This window comes from Streptomyces sp. NPDC033178 (assembly GCF_055577685.1).
The window spans coordinates 349,112-364,342 of the sequence record NZ_JBVIPT010000001.1 but is presented as its reverse complement, the minus strand read 5'-3'; the positions used below and the strand labels follow the sequence as shown (position 1 = coordinate 364,342).

The 15,231-nt window shown below is 69.9% G+C and carries 14 protein-coding genes; 6 read left to right on the top strand and 8 right to left on the bottom strand.

What is annotated here, in order from left to right; all coding sequences use genetic code 11:
- Positions 1–92: 92 nt before the first annotated feature.
- Positions 93–494, bottom strand: a complete 402-nt coding sequence (locus ACZ5VQ_RS01780) for an ANTAR domain-containing response regulator (protein ID WP_469103179.1) — start codon at positions 492–494, stop codon at positions 93–95.
- Between ACZ5VQ_RS01780 and ACZ5VQ_RS01775 the strand changes: the two genes are divergently transcribed.
- The 3 genes from ACZ5VQ_RS01775 (at position 493) to ACZ5VQ_RS01765 (ending at position 2,363) form a co-directional block, all read left to right on the top strand.
- On the top strand, positions 493–858 hold the full coding sequence (locus ACZ5VQ_RS01775) for a DUF6479 family protein (protein ID WP_469103178.1): 366 nt from the start codon (positions 493–495) through the stop codon (positions 856–858). The genes ACZ5VQ_RS01780 and ACZ5VQ_RS01775 overlap by 2 nt on opposite strands.
- Positions 859–1,005: 147 nt before the next feature.
- Complete coding sequence (locus tag ACZ5VQ_RS01770; protein WP_469103177.1) at positions 1,006–1,140, top strand: hypothetical protein; 135 nt, start codon at positions 1,006–1,008, stop codon at positions 1,138–1,140.
- A gap of 38 nt (positions 1,141–1,178) precedes the next feature.
- Positions 1,179–2,363, top strand: a complete 1,185-nt coding sequence (locus ACZ5VQ_RS01765) for an alcohol dehydrogenase catalytic domain-containing protein (protein WP_469103176.1) — start codon at positions 1,179–1,181, stop codon at positions 2,361–2,363.
- A 262-nt stretch (positions 2,364–2,625) separates the two neighbouring features.
- Here ACZ5VQ_RS01765 and nrfD read toward each other — a convergent pair whose 3' ends face one another.
- The 5 genes from nrfD to ACZ5VQ_RS01740 all read right to left on the bottom strand — a co-directional run bounded on the left by nrfD (position 2,626) and on the right by ACZ5VQ_RS01740 (position 11,368).
- Positions 2,626–3,534: an NrfD/PsrC family molybdoenzyme membrane anchor subunit gene (gene nrfD / locus ACZ5VQ_RS01760; protein ID WP_469103559.1), complete on the bottom strand. Its 909-nt coding sequence runs from the start codon at positions 3,532–3,534 to the stop codon at positions 2,626–2,628.
- A 62-nt stretch (positions 3,535–3,596) separates the two neighbouring features.
- Positions 3,597–4,553 (bottom strand): 4Fe-4S dicluster domain-containing protein, encoded by a 957-nt coding sequence (locus ACZ5VQ_RS01755; RefSeq protein WP_469103175.1) that lies wholly within the window; start codon positions 4,551–4,553, stop codon positions 3,597–3,599.
- The gene (gene fdh, locus ACZ5VQ_RS01750) at positions 4,550–7,795 is read right to left on the bottom strand and encodes a formate dehydrogenase (RefSeq protein WP_469103174.1); all 3,246 of its coding nucleotides are present in this window, start codon (positions 7,793–7,795) and stop codon (positions 4,550–4,552) included. Before fdh ends, ACZ5VQ_RS01755 begins: the two co-directional genes overlap by 4 nt.
- A gap of 233 nt (positions 7,796–8,028) precedes the next feature.
- On the bottom strand, positions 8,029–10,050 hold the full coding sequence (locus tag ACZ5VQ_RS01745) for a CocE/NonD family hydrolase (RefSeq protein ID WP_469103173.1): 2,022 nt from the start codon (positions 10,048–10,050) through the stop codon (positions 8,029–8,031).
- Between the two features lie 7 nt (positions 10,051–10,057).
- On the bottom strand, positions 10,058–11,368 hold the full coding sequence (locus ACZ5VQ_RS01740; protein WP_469103172.1) for an ATP-grasp domain-containing protein: 1,311 nt from the start codon (positions 11,366–11,368) through the stop codon (positions 10,058–10,060).
- A gap of 574 nt (positions 11,369–11,942) precedes the next feature.
- Here ACZ5VQ_RS01740 and ACZ5VQ_RS01735 point away from each other — a divergent pair.
- From ACZ5VQ_RS01735 to ACZ5VQ_RS01725, 3 genes are read left to right on the top strand one after another with little or no spacing between them, the layout of a single operon-like run.
- Positions 11,943–12,932, top strand: a complete 990-nt coding sequence (locus tag ACZ5VQ_RS01735; RefSeq protein ID WP_469103171.1) for an iron-containing redox enzyme family protein — start codon at positions 11,943–11,945, stop codon at positions 12,930–12,932.
- Between the two features lie 59 nt (positions 12,933–12,991).
- Positions 12,992–13,645 carry a HemK2/MTQ2 family protein methyltransferase gene (locus tag ACZ5VQ_RS01730; protein ID WP_469103170.1) on the top strand — a complete coding sequence of 218 codons (654 nt, stop codon included), beginning with the start codon at positions 12,992–12,994 and terminating at the stop codon, positions 13,643–13,645.
- On the top strand, positions 13,626–13,862 hold the full coding sequence (locus ACZ5VQ_RS01725) for a CDGSH iron-sulfur domain-containing protein (protein WP_469103169.1): 237 nt from the start codon (positions 13,626–13,628) through the stop codon (positions 13,860–13,862). The genes ACZ5VQ_RS01730 and ACZ5VQ_RS01725 overlap by 20 nt, the downstream gene beginning before the upstream one ends.
- Positions 13,863–13,953: 91 nt before the next feature.
- On the opposite strand, the gene ACZ5VQ_RS01720 is transcribed toward ACZ5VQ_RS01725, so the two are convergent.
- Positions 13,954–14,514 (bottom strand): cysteine hydrolase family protein, encoded by a 561-nt coding sequence (locus ACZ5VQ_RS01720; RefSeq protein WP_469103168.1) that lies wholly within the window; start codon positions 14,512–14,514, stop codon positions 13,954–13,956.
- 50 nt (positions 14,515–14,564) lie between these two features.
- The gene (locus tag ACZ5VQ_RS01715; protein ID WP_469103167.1) at positions 14,565–15,167 is read right to left on the bottom strand and encodes an LLM class flavin-dependent oxidoreductase; all 603 of its coding nucleotides are present in this window, start codon (positions 15,165–15,167) and stop codon (positions 14,565–14,567) included.
- Positions 15,168–15,231 lie beyond the last annotated feature (64 nt).

Here is a 15,231-nt window from a genome sequence, read left to right as displayed (position 1 = left end):
ACACCGGAGACAGGAGGAGCGCATGGTGTGCGCGTCATGGTCGCAGGCTCGAAGACGGCGCGACCTGAAGGCCCATCCACGACCGCCGCTTCCTACTGCGAGTGCCGGATTCCCTCTGGACCTGGTTGGGCGGGAGGGGGCGGCTCGTTCTGAGAGTCCTGAACGGCCGCCGACAGGTGTTGTTGAAGATCCTGCGGCATTTCGCCGCCGGGTCGTCTCGCTTCCACCAGGGAGTCGGCCACGTCACGCAGTTTGGTGTTGCTGTGCTGGGAGACCTTCACCAGGATCTCCCATGCCGCCTCGGTGGAGCAGCCGAGCCCCGCCATCAGGATTCCCCGTGCCATGTCGATGACCGGACGGGTGCCCAGGGTTTGGCGCAGCTGGTCGATCTCCTGCCGGAGCGGCTGCACGGCACCGGGCGCGGAGTGGCTGAACGCGAGACACCTCCAGGGCAGGGGGTATCCGCTGCCCGGACCTGGGTACTCGGCCAACATGAACGCCATCGCATATCAGGCAGCCGCGACGAATCCGGCCGGAGTGATCGCCGTCCTGATCGGCGGTCTTCTCATCGCCGGCGCTCTGGTGTGGGCCGTACAGCTCGGTATCAAGGTACGGAGCCGTGAACCAGGACCCCCCGGGCGGCAGGAACAACCCACGCTCCCCGAATCCGGACCGGTCCACGAGACCCGGCAGATGCGGGAACCGAACGAGGTCCCCCGAACGGCGGAGGAGAGCGAACGGCTCACCCCGCACAACCTCCAGGCATCCGGCAGCAAACGCAGCGAGAACCAGAAGCGCCGACGCTGGAATCGCGGCTCCAGCGGCTCGTTCGGCGGCGGCGGCCCGAGCAAGTCATAACGGCGGCACGGCGACCGCGGCGCGCGCCAACGTGTGACGATCGCACCCCTGGCAGGACGCCGAGCACGGCGCTACGCAGCAGGTCTGTACCGACCACGATCATGGACAGTGCGATCTCCGCATGTTCACCCGCATATCGGCCCCACCGTGAGGGACTACTCTCCGAACGGCGCCGCCTCCGCCGTACATCTGGCCCTGCGAGCCATCGTCGCGGGCACCGCGGACGAAGCCGAGCTGTACACCCTCTCCGGCAGTGAGCCGACTGTGGATACCCGGCCGTGAACGGCACTGGCCGAAGCACAAGCGAGGAGGCGGACAGTATGCGTGCTCTGACGTGGCAGGGCCGGCGGGACGTCCGGGTGGAGACGGTCCCGGACCCAGTGATCGAACAGCCCGACGACGTGATCGTGCGGATCACCTCCACCGGTATCTGCGGCTCGGACCTGCACCTGTACGAAGTCCTCGGCCCGTTCTTGGACCCGGGCGACATCCTGGGGCACGAAGCCATGGGCATCGTCGAGGAGGCCGGTCCCGAGGTGCGTGACCTCGCCCGCGGAGACCGGGTCGTCATTCCGTTCAACGTCTCCTGCGGCACCTGCTTCATGTGCTCCCAGGGCCTGCATTCGCAGTGCGAGACGACGCAGGTTCATGCGTACGGCTCCGGCGCGTCCCTGTTCGGCTACACCAAGCTGTACGGGCAGGTGCCGGGCGGGCAGGCCGAGTACCTGCGGGTGCCGTTCGGCAACACCCTGCCGGTCAAGGTGCCCGCAGGGCCGCCCGACGACCGTTTCGTCTATCTCTCCGACGTGCTGCCGACCGCCTGGCAGGCCGTCGAGTATGCGGCGGTGCCGCCCGGCGGATCGCTCACCGTTCTCGGGCTCGGCCCGATCGGCGACATGGCCACGCGCATCGCCCAGCAGCGGGGCGTGGATCTGGTCATCGGCGTCGACCTCGTGGACGAACGCCTCGGCCGGGCATCCGCGCACGGTGTGACCTGCCTGGACCTGCGCCGTCACGAGAAGGACCTCGGAGACGCGGTGCGCGAACTGACCGACGGACGCGGTACCGACGCGGTGATCGATGCTGTCGGTATGGAGGCGCACGGCAACCCGGTGACCAGGGCCGCCCAGTGGGCGACCGCGCTGCTGCCCGACGCGTTGGCCCAGCCGTTCATGGAGAAGGCGGGCGTGGACCGCCTCGGCGCGCTCTACGCGGCGATCGATCTCGTACGGCGTGGCGGTATCGTCTCGCTCTCCGGGGTGTACGGCGGGGCCTTGGACCCCCTGCCGTTGCTGCGAATGTTCGACAAGCAGCTTCAGCTCCGGATGGGTCAGGCGAACGTGTGGCGTTGGGTGCCGGAGATCCTGCCGCTGCTCACCGACGAGGACCCCCTCGGCGTGGACGGCTTCGCGACCCACCACCTGCCGCTGGCTGAGGCGCCGCAGGCGTACGCGGCCTTCCAGGCCAAGCAGGACGGCATGATTAAAACCCTGCTGCGCCCCTGAACCGCCGACGTGCCCGTGCCCGTGCACGGGATCACGGATCGCGCGGTACGCGTGTCAGCTGCCGAGGGGCACCTGTGGGAGGCAGTCGACGAACACCGACGGACGCAGTGCTGATCGCTTCGTGCGTGGCGCTGCCCCGTTGGGACAGCGATCCTGGGCCGTGCGCCGCCGTCGTCCTTTGCGCCGCGCGGTCGCCGAGCGAGCATGCCCCGGAGCCGCAGGAAGTGGGGCATCGGGAAACCGTGTCCACGTCCTGGAGCCGTCAGCTCGCAGCCTCGTCGGACGGATTCGCTGCTGCGCGTTGGGGCACGACCGTGTACTTCGGGTCCTCGGCCGAGGCAACTCCGGCCGCGAAAATGCCGAATCGGGTGCAGGCCGAGCCCGCGAGGAGGGCCAGGCCGCCGACCACGGCCGCCGGGCGGCTGCGGTGGCTGAGCAGCAGTCCGGTCGTGGCGCCTGTCGCGGTGAGCAGACGGGCGGCCCGCAGCAGGTTTCCGGCGCGGCCCTGACGGTAGGTTTCCGCGACCATGCCGAGGCGCCGCTCGGCCGCCCGGGTCGCGACCTCCTCGGCACCGACGGCGAGGGCCGCGGCGCAGCGCGCGGGTGCCGACTCCTGTGTGGGGCCGAGGACCAGGGCCATGCCGGAGGCGGCCGCCGTCGCGGAGGCGGCGAACAGGTAGGGCAGTTCACGGTGCGCGCCGTGCCAGGCGGGAACGGCGGTGTCCGCCGCCAGGACGGCGGTGTACGAGGCGACCGCCGGGCCAAGCAGTGCCGCCGTCGCGGTCGCCGCCGCCCCGGCCCGGGGCAGCCGCCCGCCGACAGCGGTGACGGCGGCCACGCCGGCGGCCGGGCCGTAGCCCGCCAGGAGCCACGAGCCCACGCTCATGGGCGAGGTCGGCTTGAGTACCCGGAGCATGTTGGGGAAACGGCTCGGCACCCCGAGGTCGTGCACGAGCGCCGCGGCGGACAGCGACACCGCGGCGAGCGAGGACACCTTCATCGCGGTGGCGGTCGTCGGACGCCCGGTGAGCTGGGCGCCCGCCGCGAGTACCGATCCGGCGCCGGCGAGCCCGCCGAGGAAGAAGTATCCGGCGATGTCCCGGGCGGCCCAGGACGGTGCCTTGATGATCGGGCGGCCGTAGTACGACTCGAACTCGGCGCGCGGAACCATGAGTTGCTCCCCGCGACGCCGCCGACGCTGCTTGCCGTGCGCGGTGCCTGCCTGCTTCTCCGTCATCGGGATCCCCTCCTTCCCAGGACCGCGGACAGCGCGAAGGAGACGGCGAAGCTCCCGGCGAGGGAGAGGGCCGCCACGCCGGCGTGCTTCCACATCGTGGGGAGGTCGCGGGTGGTGACGACCGGGTTCGGCGGCAGCCCGTAGACCTCGGGTTCGTCCAGGAGCAGGAAGAACGCGCCGTCGCCGCCGACCCCGTCGTCGGGCTCGTGGCCGTAGAGGCGGGCGTCGTCCACGCCCGCCGCGTGCAGTTGGTCGACGCGCAGCGCGGCGCGTTCGCGCAGTTCGTCCAGCGGGCCGAACTGGATGGACTCCGTCGGGCAGGCCTTGGCGCAGGCGGGCTCCTGGCCGGCGCCGAGGCGGTCGTAGCACATCGTGCACTTGAACGCCCGGCCGTCGGAGGGGCGTTGCTCGATGACGCCGTACGGACAGGCGGGCACGCAGTAGCCGCAGCCGTTGCAGATGTCCTCCTGGACGACGACCGTGCCGAACTCGGTCCTGAAGAGAGAGCCGGTGGGGCAGACGTCCAGACAGGCCGCGTGCGTGCAGTGCTTGCAGACGTCGGACGACATCAGCCAGCGCAACTCGCCGCCCGTCCCGCCGCCCGTCCCGCCGCCCGTCCCGTCGGCCGGCCCGGACTCGGCCTCCACCAGGGGAAGTTGGGTACGTCCGTCCGGCTCCGGGACCTGCGGCGGCTGCTGCTTCTCCTGTTCGATGAAGGCGACATGGCGCCACGTGGAGGCACCGAGCCCCTGCGTGTTGTCGTAGCTCATGCCGGTGAGGGAGAGCCCGTCCTCCGGGATGGCGTTCCACTCCTTGCACGCCACCTCGCAGGCCTTGCAGCCGATACAGACGGAGGTGTCGGTGAAGAAGCCGACGCGTGGCGGGGGTTCGGGGTGCCCGGCGTCGCGAGCGGGGTCGGGTTCCGTACCGCTCAGCAGATGACGGTCCGTCATTTCCGGGTCTCCGTTCCCGTGGTGGCGGTGATGCCCGCGCGCCTGCGGTACTCGGCGACCAGCTTCGGCAGGTCGGGGCCGCGCGGCCGGCGTCCAGGACGGATGTCGGCGCTCAGTGCCTTGTCCTCCTGGATGTGGGCGTTGGGGTCGAGGGCGATCGCGACCAGCTCGTTGGCCGCGTCGCCGGTGGCCACGCCGTTGGGCCCCCAGTGGAACGGCAGCCCGATCTGGTGGATCGTCCGGCCCTGCACCGTCAGGGGAGTGATCCGCGCGGTGACCATGACGCGCGCCTCGATCGCGTTGCGGGCCGTGACGATGGTCGCCCATCCCAGGTGCTCCAGACCGCGTTCGGCGGCCAGTTGCGGGGAGACCTCGCAGAAGAACTCCGGCTGGAGCTCGGAGAGGTAGGGCGACCAGCGGCTCATGCCGCCCGCCGTGAAGTGCTCGGTGAGACGGTGCGTGGTAACGACGTACGGGAACACCTCGGCACCCTTCTCGTCGCCGCTCGGGTGGTAGCGGTTGCCCTCCCGGGGCAGCAACTGCCGTACGGGGGAACGCGGTGTCGACGGATGGACGGCGTTGGTGAAGGGCGAGTCCTGCGGCTCGTAGTGGGTGGGCAGCGGGCCGTCCTCCAACCCCGCGGGGGCGTACAGCCAGCCCTTGCCGTCTGCCTGCATGATGAACGGGTCGTCGCCGCGCAGGGCGTCCGGCCCGGTCGCGTCGTCGGACGGTACGTGGCCGGGCGCGCGGTCGGGGACGAAGTCCGGGACGTCGTACCCGGTCCACTTCCCCTCCGCCTCGTCCCACCAGACGTACGCCTTGCGCTCGCTCCACGGCGTGCCGTCCGGAGCCGCCGAGGCACGGTTGTAGAGGATGCGGCGGTTGGCGGGCCACGCCCAGGCCCACTCGGCGGCCACCCAGTCCTGCTCGGACCCGGGCTTCCTGAGGGCGGCCCGGTTGACACCGTCCGCGTAGACCCCGCAGTAGATCCAGCAGCCGCACCTCGTCGAGCCGTCGTCCTTGAGTTCGGTGTACGCCGAGAGCGGCGCCCCGTCCGGGCCGTGCCCGTTGATCTCGGCGAGCACAGCGGCGGCGACCGGCTCCTCCAGCGGACCGTCCACCGGATAGTCCCAGGTCAGGTCCTGTACGGGCCGGTCCATCGGGTCGGTCGAGGAGGCCAGCTTCGCCCGGATGCGGCGGCCCAGGTGGTACATGAACCACAGGTCGCTGCGGGCGTCGCCCTCCGGCTCGACGGCCGCGTGATGCCACTGCAGCCAGCGGTTGGTGTTCGTGAAGGAGCCGGACTTCTCGGTGTGGGCGGCGGCCGGGAAGAAGAACACCTCGGTGCCGATGTCCTCGGTCCGCAGCTCCCCGGTCTCGATCTCCGGGCCGTCCTGCCACCAGGTCGCCGACTCGATGAGGGAGAAGTCGCGCACCACCAGCCACTCCAGACTGGCCATGCCGAGCCGCTGGAGCCGCGTGTTGGCGGAGCCCACCGCAGGGTTCTCACCCATCAGGAAGTAGCCCTTGCAGACGCCGTCCAACTGGGCCATCACCGTGTCGTAGGTGGCGTGGGAGCCGGTCAGGCGCGGCAGGTGGTCGAAGCAGAAGTCGTTGTCGGCGGTGGCCGCGTCGCCGTAGTACGCCTTGAGGAGGCTGACGAAGTACGCCCGCATGTTGCCCCAGAAGCCCTTGTCGGTACGGCTGGCCGCGATGAACGCGTCCAGGTCCTCGTGCGCGTGGGCGTGCGGCATGGGGAGGTAGCCGGGCAGCAGGTTGTAGAGGGTGGGGATGTCGCTGGAGCCCTGGATGGAGGCGTGGCCGCGCAGCGCCTGGATGCCGCCACCGGGCCGGCCGATGTTTCCGAGCAGCAGTTGGAGCACGCTCGCGGCGCGGATGTACTGCGCGCCGACCGAGTGCTGGGTCCAGCCGACCGCGTACGCGAACGCGCTGGTCCGTTCGCGGCCCGAGTTCGAGGTCAGGTCCTCGCACACCCGGAGGAAGGTCGCACGCGGCACGCCGCAGACCTCCTCCACCAACTCCGGGGTGTAGCGGGCGTAGTGGCGCTTGAGGATCTGGTAGACGCAGCGCGGGTGGCGCAGTGTCTCGTCCCGGGGCGCCCGGCCCGCGGTGGGCGCCCCGCCGGAACCGTGCGTCTCGGGTCCGCCGGAGCCGCGGACACGCTCCTCGTACTGCTCGTCGACCTCTCCCGTGGGCTGCTGCACGGCCACGCCCTCGTACTGCCAGCTGGAAGGGTCGTAGTGGTGCTTGTCCTCGTCCAGACCGGAGAAGACGCCGTCGAGATCCTCGGTGTCGCGGAAGTCCTCGCTGACGAGGGTTGCGGCGTTGGTGTAGTTGAGGACGTACTCCCGGAAGTCCTTCCCCTCGGTCAGGACATGGTTGATGATCCCGCCCAGGAACGCGATGTCGCTGCCGGCCCGGATCGGCACGTGCAGATCGGCGAGGGCGCTGGTGCGGGTGAAACGCGGGTCGACGTGGATGATCCGCGCCCCGCGCGCCTTGGCCTCCATCACCCACTGGAAGCCGACGGGGTGGGCCTCGGCGAAGTTGGAGCCCTGGATGACGATGCAGTCGGAGTGCTGGAGGTCCTGCATGAAGGTGGTGGCGCCGCCCCGCCCGAAGGACGTGCCGAGACCGGCCACGGTGGAGCTGTGGCAGACCCGGGCCTGGTTCTCCACCTGGACCACGCCGAGGCCCGTGAGGAGCTTCTTGATGAGGTAGTTCTCCTCGTTGTCGAGCGTTGCGCCGCCCAGGCTGGCGATGCCGAGGGTGCGCGCGGTGCGCAGCCCGTCCGATTCCCACTCCCAGGTCCGCCGCCGCGTCTCGACCACCCGCTCGGCCACCATGTTCATGGCGGTCTCCAGGTCCAGGGGCTCCCAGTCGGTGGCGTACGGCCGCCGGTACAGCACCTGGTGGCGGCGCGCGGAGCCCGTGGTGAGCTGGAGTGTGGCGGAGCCCTTGGGGCAGAGCCGGCCCCGGCTGATGGGTGAATCGGGGTCACCCTCGATCTGGACGACCTTGTCGTCCTTGACGTAGATCTGCTGGCCGCAGCCGACCGCGCAGTAGGGGCAGACGGAACTCACCACCCGGTCGGCGGTGTCCGTGCGCGGCCGGAGCTGTTCGGTGCGGCCCGACATCGCCGCACGGCCCCGGCCCAGCCGGTCGGATCCGGTGAGCTGACGGAAGGCGGGCCAGTCACTGATCCACGTGCGCACACCCATGGTGTGTCCTTTCGGCGGCTGGGATCTCCGGCGTCGGTGGTGGGCGTCGTTTCCAGACTGGCCCACCGGGGCGGGGACGGCGCGCGGAGCGTCAGCCGGGCGGTTCGTGGGACAAGGCAGTGTCCGAACGGGGGTGCTGGACCCCGGTCGGACCCCGGGTACCCAGGACGAGGCATCGCCACGCAGGGCCGGTCGGACCCTTTCTCCCTCGAAACGGCCTGCCCGCGCACGGCCTACAGCACGTCCCTGGGGACCGACTCGTTCCAGGTGCGGGAGGCGACGCGACGGCCGCCCTCGTAGGCGTCCAGCGTGGCGTTGACGTGGAACTCCTCGGCGTCGCAGGTCAACGTCGTGCTTGTGCGGACCTGTACGTCCCAGTCCTTGCGCCGGAAACTCATGGTCCACGTCACTTCACCGGCCGGTGAGGTGAAGTCGTCGGCGACCGAGGTGTACCGCTCGTGGGCGCGGCAGCCGACGTCCAGGTCCATCGCGTCGAAGTGGACCGTGCCGCGGTCCTTGACGATGTCCAACGCCGCGCCGTAGTCGATCAGGTCGCGGCTGACCTCCCAGCGCTGCTCGGGCGGCGTCACCGGAGTCGTCGTGATGGGGGCGGTGCCTTCGGGTGCCTCGAAGGGGGCCGGGGTATCCGGTTCGTCGGCCGGGCGGACCGGCAGGACGAGGAGACTCGGCTGCTCGTGGACCGTCAGGAGCGTGGGCCGCGGCGGTGGCCAGGCCAGCGGCCAGTACGACGTGGACAGGGAAAGCCTTACGCGGTGGCCTGGCGGGAATGCCTGCGCCACGCCGTTCAGGTGGAGTGCGGCCCGGTAGCGTCGGCCGGGTCCCAAAGGGGCGGGCTCGTCCGTGCTGTCCCGGCGGGTGAGGTTGAGGACGCCGTAGGTGACCCGGGTGGCGCTGCCGTCCGGGGCCACGTCCGACAGCCGGGCGGCCACCATGGCCACGGGCTGGTCCGCGCTCACCTCCAGTTCGACGCGCGGGGCTCCGAGGATCTCCAGCCGGTCCGTCAGCGGCTCGGTCTCGTAGACCAGGGAGCCGCCGTCCTCCTCGCGCTGGTCGTAGGGCAGGTCGGGCGGAGCGTTGTAGGAGGCCCACTTTCCGGCGAACTGGCCCACGGACAGCGGGGACCGCAGCGTCTGGCTCCGCCCGTCGTCGGGGGCCTCGTCCTTGGCTGTGAGGTGGCGGGAGCGCAGCGCGTACGCGGTGTCGCGCACGTGCCCCGAGGGCCATGTGGGCTCGCCGACCCACCGGCCGGGGCGATCCTCGTACGAGGTGGAGGGCGGCACGCTGTCCTGCATCCACGCCCGGAGCATCGGACCGTCCATCGCCCCGTTGTCCGTCCCCTTCAGCCAGTGGTCCCACCAGCGCACCACTTCCTGGAGGTAGCCGATGGCGGGTCCGGGCTCGCCCAGGTGCGGGTACTTGTGGGACCAGGGGCCGATCAGCCCCTTGCGCGGCACGTCCAGGTGGGAGAGGAGGCGGGTCACCGCGTTGGAGTATCCGTCGGCCCAGCCGCTGGAGGCGAGGACGGGGCAGCGTACGGCGGTGTAGTCCTCGCACACCGACGCGTGCCGCCAGTAGCTGTCGCGGCGCTGGTGGCGCAGCCAGTTCAGGACCCAGGGCTGTGCGGCGTCCAGACGCTCGTGCCACATCTCGCGCCAGCGGTCGCCGACGGCGGACGGGTCCGGCGGGCACGTGGCGTAGGCGAACATGGTGCCCGCTTCGGCGAGGTTGTCGGACAGCATCGCGCCGCCCATGTAGTGCATGTCGTCGGCGTAACGGTCATCGGTGAACGAGGAGATGACGATGGCCCGCAGACTCGCGGGGCGCCGAGCGGCCACCTGCAGGGCCGCGAACGCGCCCCAGGAAATGCCCATCATTCCGGTCGTGCCGTCGCACCAGGGCTGCGTGGCCAGCCAGTCCAGCACCGACTCGGCGTCGCTCTGCTCGACTTCCAGGTACTCGTCGGTGAGTACGCCCTCTGAGTCACCGGTACCACGCAGGTCGACGCGGACACACGCGTAGCCGTGACCGGCGATGTAGGGGTGGTGGACCGAGTCGCGGACCGAACTCAGATCGCCCTTGCGGTACGGGATGTACTCCAGGATCGCCGGGACGGGGGAGTCGTCCGAGGACACCGGGCGCCAGATGCGCGCCGAGAGGTGGACGCCGTCCGGCATCGGGATCCTGACCTGGTCCTCTTGCCTGGTGGTGTGCGGGAGGTTCTCGATGTATCGCATGCGTCTCTCAGGTCGTGCGGTCGGTCCTACGGTCGGTCGGGTGGTCGAAGGCGAGTTGGAGCGCGGCGACACAGCGGTCGTACTTCTCGCGCAGCTCGTGCTCGTCGGCACCGCCGGTGAAGACGTGCGCCACCTCGTAGCTGTAACTGTCCTGCTGGTCGACGTCCGACAGGCGTTGCCCCTCGTCGGGCACGACGTCGATGCGGACGCCGGGTATCTCCTTCTCGATGCGGGCCAGTTCTTCGGGCGGTGGCACCTCGTGTACGACCCCGTCGGCGAACCAGCGGTGGTACCACTTGGCGGCCAGGGCGTACGGACCCTGCCTGAACGGCATGGCAGGATCCTCGCCCAGGGCGAGGGCGAGCATGCAGTGGTGGTTGGGTACGCCGTCGACGTAGGCGAAGAGTTCCGCGTGCGCCTGGGAGTGGCGGGGGTTGATCTCCAGGATCGAGATCCCGTCGGTGGCCGGATCGTAGAAGAACTCGATGCTGAAGGTCGCCTGCCGCCAGCCGATGCGTCGCATGACCCGTTTCGACACCTCGCGCAGGCGCTGCTGCACCGGATCAGGCAGCGCCGAGGGGTACTGGTGGCGCAGGAAGCTGGTGGAATCCGGGTAGTTGATCGAGTCGAGAACGCCGTACACGGTGATCTCGCCGTCGTGCTCGTATCCCTCGACCGCGACCTGGACTCCGTTGAGCGTCTCCTCGGCGAGGCAGACCCGGCCGCCGACCCCGGCCATCTCCTGCGGCAGGTCGAGCTGGTCCAGGATGTACTCGAAGGGGCGGCCGACGCGATGGATGCCCTGGCCGATGTGCTCCACGGCCGTGCGGAATCCCGCCATGTCGCCCACCCCGTAGGCGAGTTCGGAGGAGTACGACAGCGCCGGCTTGAGCCACATGGGGAAGCGCACACCCTCCGGCGGCCGCGGGTCGGCGGCGTCGAGATCCACCCGGCCGAAGCGCGGATGCTCCGTGGCGACCTCCTGCTGCACGAGACGGCTCCAGTACTTGTGCTCGCACTTGACCACCGATTCCAGACTGGTGACGCGCGTCCCGTATTCCTTTCCGAGCAGCGCGACCAGCGTGCTCACCGGGAAGTCCCAGTAGCCGACGATCGCGTCGATCGGTCCGTCGAAGCCGTCCAGCACGCTCCGGGCCCGGTCGAGCAGGTCCGGTACGGCCACCTCGCCGTGCTGGAGCTCCTGGATGGTCAGGAGGCGGTGGAAACGCAGCTCTTCGGCGCGGGGGACGGCCCGCAGGGTCCGCAGATTGGCCTCGTCGAGACCGACGACGAATACGTTGCGGGGGCGTGGGCTCACTGACGGCTCCAGGGGTCGGTGTATGGAACCGAGCGGGTACCCGCGAGACGATCAGGTATACGGCGAGAGCCCCAACGCCGTCATCTGTCCGCGCAGGACGCAGAGGGTGATGGCAGCAGACCCGGGACAGGGTTGCGCGCCAGGGAGTGCCCAAGTGACGCCGGATACCGCGAGCGCGGGGTTTGCGGTGGCCGTCACTGGCCACGTAAGGCTCGAGGAGGAGCGTGTCGGGCAGCGACCAACTCCGCGAGGCCTTTTGCGCCGACAGACCTTCGCGACCAGGGCGGGGTGGACCAGTGAGAGCCGTCGGCGGGGGCAGCAGCCGGCGTTGAGGGCGCAGGTCTCTGTTCGGACCTCGGGCCGCCCGGGCGTTGTTTTCGGGGGAGTGGGGCTCTTCCGCGTGTCACCACCGATACGAGCGGTCTCCCGGCTTCCGGCCGGGCTTGTTCCGCGCAGTACGAGTCGCAGTACCCGGAACACGGGTATTGCAAGCGAAGACCACCAGAGAACTCGCACCGCGAACGTTCCACAGCGTCTCACGTGAGAGCTTCTCGATCACGGGTACTCGGCGTCCATGAACGTCACATCGCGAGAGCCGACCTTGCCGCTCGCTCGTGGTCGGATCTCGGCGGCGATCATCGAGTATCTGCGTGATACGGGACCGCTTCCGAACAGGAAGGCGGTTTCTGCTGCCGACTCGCTCGGAGACGATCTCCAGCTCGCTCTGTACATCTGCTACGAGCTGCACTACCGGGGATTCGCCGACGTCGACGCGGACCGTGAGTGGGACCCCGACCTGCTCAAGGTCAGGGCAGCCCTGGAGCAGCCGTTTCTCGAGACTCTCCGTGACGCGGCAACCGTGCACAGGCACGCCGACGAGGCGCTGGACGAACTGCTCGTCGAACCTGTCGACGGTTGCGGCGTCAGCCACTTCCTGCGGGACGAGGGGGAACTGTGGCAGGTGCGTGAGTATGCCGCTCAGCGCTCGCTGTACCACCTCAAGGAGGCCGACCCGCACGCCTGGGTGCTGCCCCGGCTGTGGGGCCGGGCAAAGGCGGGAATGGCGGCCGTGGAGTTCGACGAGTTCGGCGGAGGTCGCGCGGAGCGAGTGCACGCCCGTCTGTTCGCCGATCTCATGGCCGACCTCGAACTGGACACCGCGTACGGGCACTGGCTCGACGCCGCAGGCGCCGAGGCCCTCGCCACCGTGAACCAGATGTCCCTCTTCGGCCTGCACCGCGCCTTGCGAGGGGCCCTGGTGGGGCATTTCGCCGCCGTTGAGGTCACCTCGTCGCCGGGGTCACGGCGCCTGGCCCAGGCCATGCGGCGCACCCGTGCCGGGCCGGCGGCCGAGCACTTCTACGACGAGCACGTCGAGGCCGACGCCGTGCACGAACAGGTCGTCCGACGGGACGTCGTAGCGGGTCTGCTTGAGGAGGAGCCCCACCTCGACGGAGATGTCGCCTTCGGCGTGGACGCCACCACGTACCTCGAAGACCGCCTCGCCGAACACCTTCTCGGTGCGTGGCGGGCGGGGAAATCGTCGCTGCGCATACCCGTCTGACCGGCGTTCCCACCACGAACAGGTTCTCCCGCGTCCACGAGAACCGGAGATGGAACCACATGACCACGGTCACGCTGCCAGGCGTCTACACCCCGCAGGACGACACCGACCTGCTCATCCGATTCCTGCACGACGAACTCCTGCCTTCGCATGCCGAAGTTCTCGACGTGGGCACCGGAACAGGTGCCGTCGCTCTGGCCGCGGCCCGGCTCGGTGCCCGCGTCACGGCGATCGACATCTCCTGGCGAGCGGCTTTCAATGCCAAGGTCAACGCGCTGCTGGCGCGTCTCCCGATCCGGGTCGAACGCGGCGAGCTGCTGGCTCCCGTCTCGGGCCGGTCCTTCGACCTCATTCTGTCCAATCCGCCGTACGTTCCGGCCCCCACCAGCGCGTGCCCCCGGCGGGGCGTGGCACGGGCCTGGGACGCGGGGCACGACGGCCGTCTCGTACTGGACCGGATCTGCCAGGACGCACCCGGACTCCTGAGGCCCGGCGGCGTGCTGCTGGTGGTCCAGTCCGCGCTGAGCGGCCCGGAAGAGTCGCTGCGGAGGTTGCGTGCGGCGGGCCTGCGCGTCGGAATCGTGGAACACCGCAGCGTCGCCTTCGGTCCCGTCCTGCGTTCCCGCAGCGGCTGGCTGCGCGACCGCGGCCTGGTCGAAGGTGACGCCGAGAAGGAAGAGCTGGTGATCATTCGTGCCGTACGACCCGGATGAACGGCGCTGCCGCATCGTGGCCCGGCGCCTGGGGCCACTGCTGGTCGAAGGACCGGTGGAGGTCACACTGGAGGATGGCAGCACTGTGTCGTCCGACCGGTTCTGCGTCGCCCTGTGCACCTGCCGACGCAGCCGTACCTACCCGTGGTGCGACACCAGTCACCGCAGGCCCGAGCGGCCGAGGAAGCCGGACGGCGGAGCCTCCTCCTGGGAGTGATCCGGCGCGGTACGTGCGGAGGAGAAGACCGCTGTCCTGAGCCGCTGATCGAGGCGCGGTGTTCGGTCGTACGAAGTGTCTCTACGTCTTGCTACCGGGCGAAGTCGATGTTCTTCGCCGTGGTGATCCGGGCGCCCATGTTGCGTTCCATCATTTCCAGGGCGGCGGACTCCAGGTGGGGGTGGATGGAGGCGACGGCGTCTTTGGGCACCGTGACCTCCAGGTGGCGGATGTGCGCGTCCAGAGCGGAGTAGAGGACGCATTGCTCGGTGACCTGTCCGCTCAGCACTACGTGTCCGACGTCCAGTCGCTGCAGGAGGTAGGACAAGGGCGTCTCGTAGAAGACGGAATGGCGGGCCTTCACCACGAAGAGCGAGTCGTCGTCGGGCGTTATCGGCTCGATCAGGTCGGCGTGCGGCCGGGCCAGCGCGGTGTCCAGGAGTTCTCCGTGGTGGGAGCGCCACAGTCCGAAGTTGTCGTTCGCGTAGATCACCGGCACGTCCGCGCTGCGGGCTCGGTCGATCAGCTCCGCCAGGACGGGCACGACACGTTTGACGGACGGCACGAGCAGATCGGCGTCCTCGTGGTCGTAGGTGTTGATCATGTCGATCACGACGAGAGCGAGTCCCGTCGTGCCTGCGGGCCGGTCCATGGCTTCCACCGCCCGTCCAGTGCTGTCGCCATTGCTCTTGGCCGAGGCTGTCAGTCGCGCAGTCGCGGCAGGATCTTCGTGCGGTAGAAGTCGAAGAAACCCTGCTGGTCCTTCCCGATCTGCTTGACGTACACGGCGTCGAATCCCGCGTCGACGAACGCGGCCGGAGCCTCGATGTGCGCGTCGTGATCGTCGCCGCACGGTACGGCGGCTGCCACCCGGTCCTCGGTGACCAGCTCGGACGCCTGTTCGAAGTGGCGCGGGGCCGGCAGTATCTGGGGGAGTTCGCCGGGGAGTCGCTCGTTTGTGCAGTGCTTGCCGTTGTGGCTCGTCTGCTCGCTGGTGCCGACCCCCAGCCGGAAACTGCCGCCCAGCTGGGCGGCGCCGGTGGCGGCCGCCCGGGCGATCACTGCGGGACGAGTGCGTACGAGGGGGCAGGTCACCGCCGTTTCGACGGGCAGCGAGACGGCCTGTGACAGGGCGCCGATCACCGTCCGCACGAACGGGCTCTGGCCCTGGCGGTCGTTCCACGGGTGGTAGTGGTCCGAGATCCAGAGGGAGTCGAAGCCGGCCTGCTCGGCCATCCGGGCGTGATCGACGAGTTCCGCCGGGCCGTGTTCCTCGCACGAGAGGAAGTATCCGAAGTCGGACATCGTCTCTCCCAGGTGGAGCGTGTGGCGGCGGTGCCGGGAACGCGCTCCGAGTACCCGGTGGCCC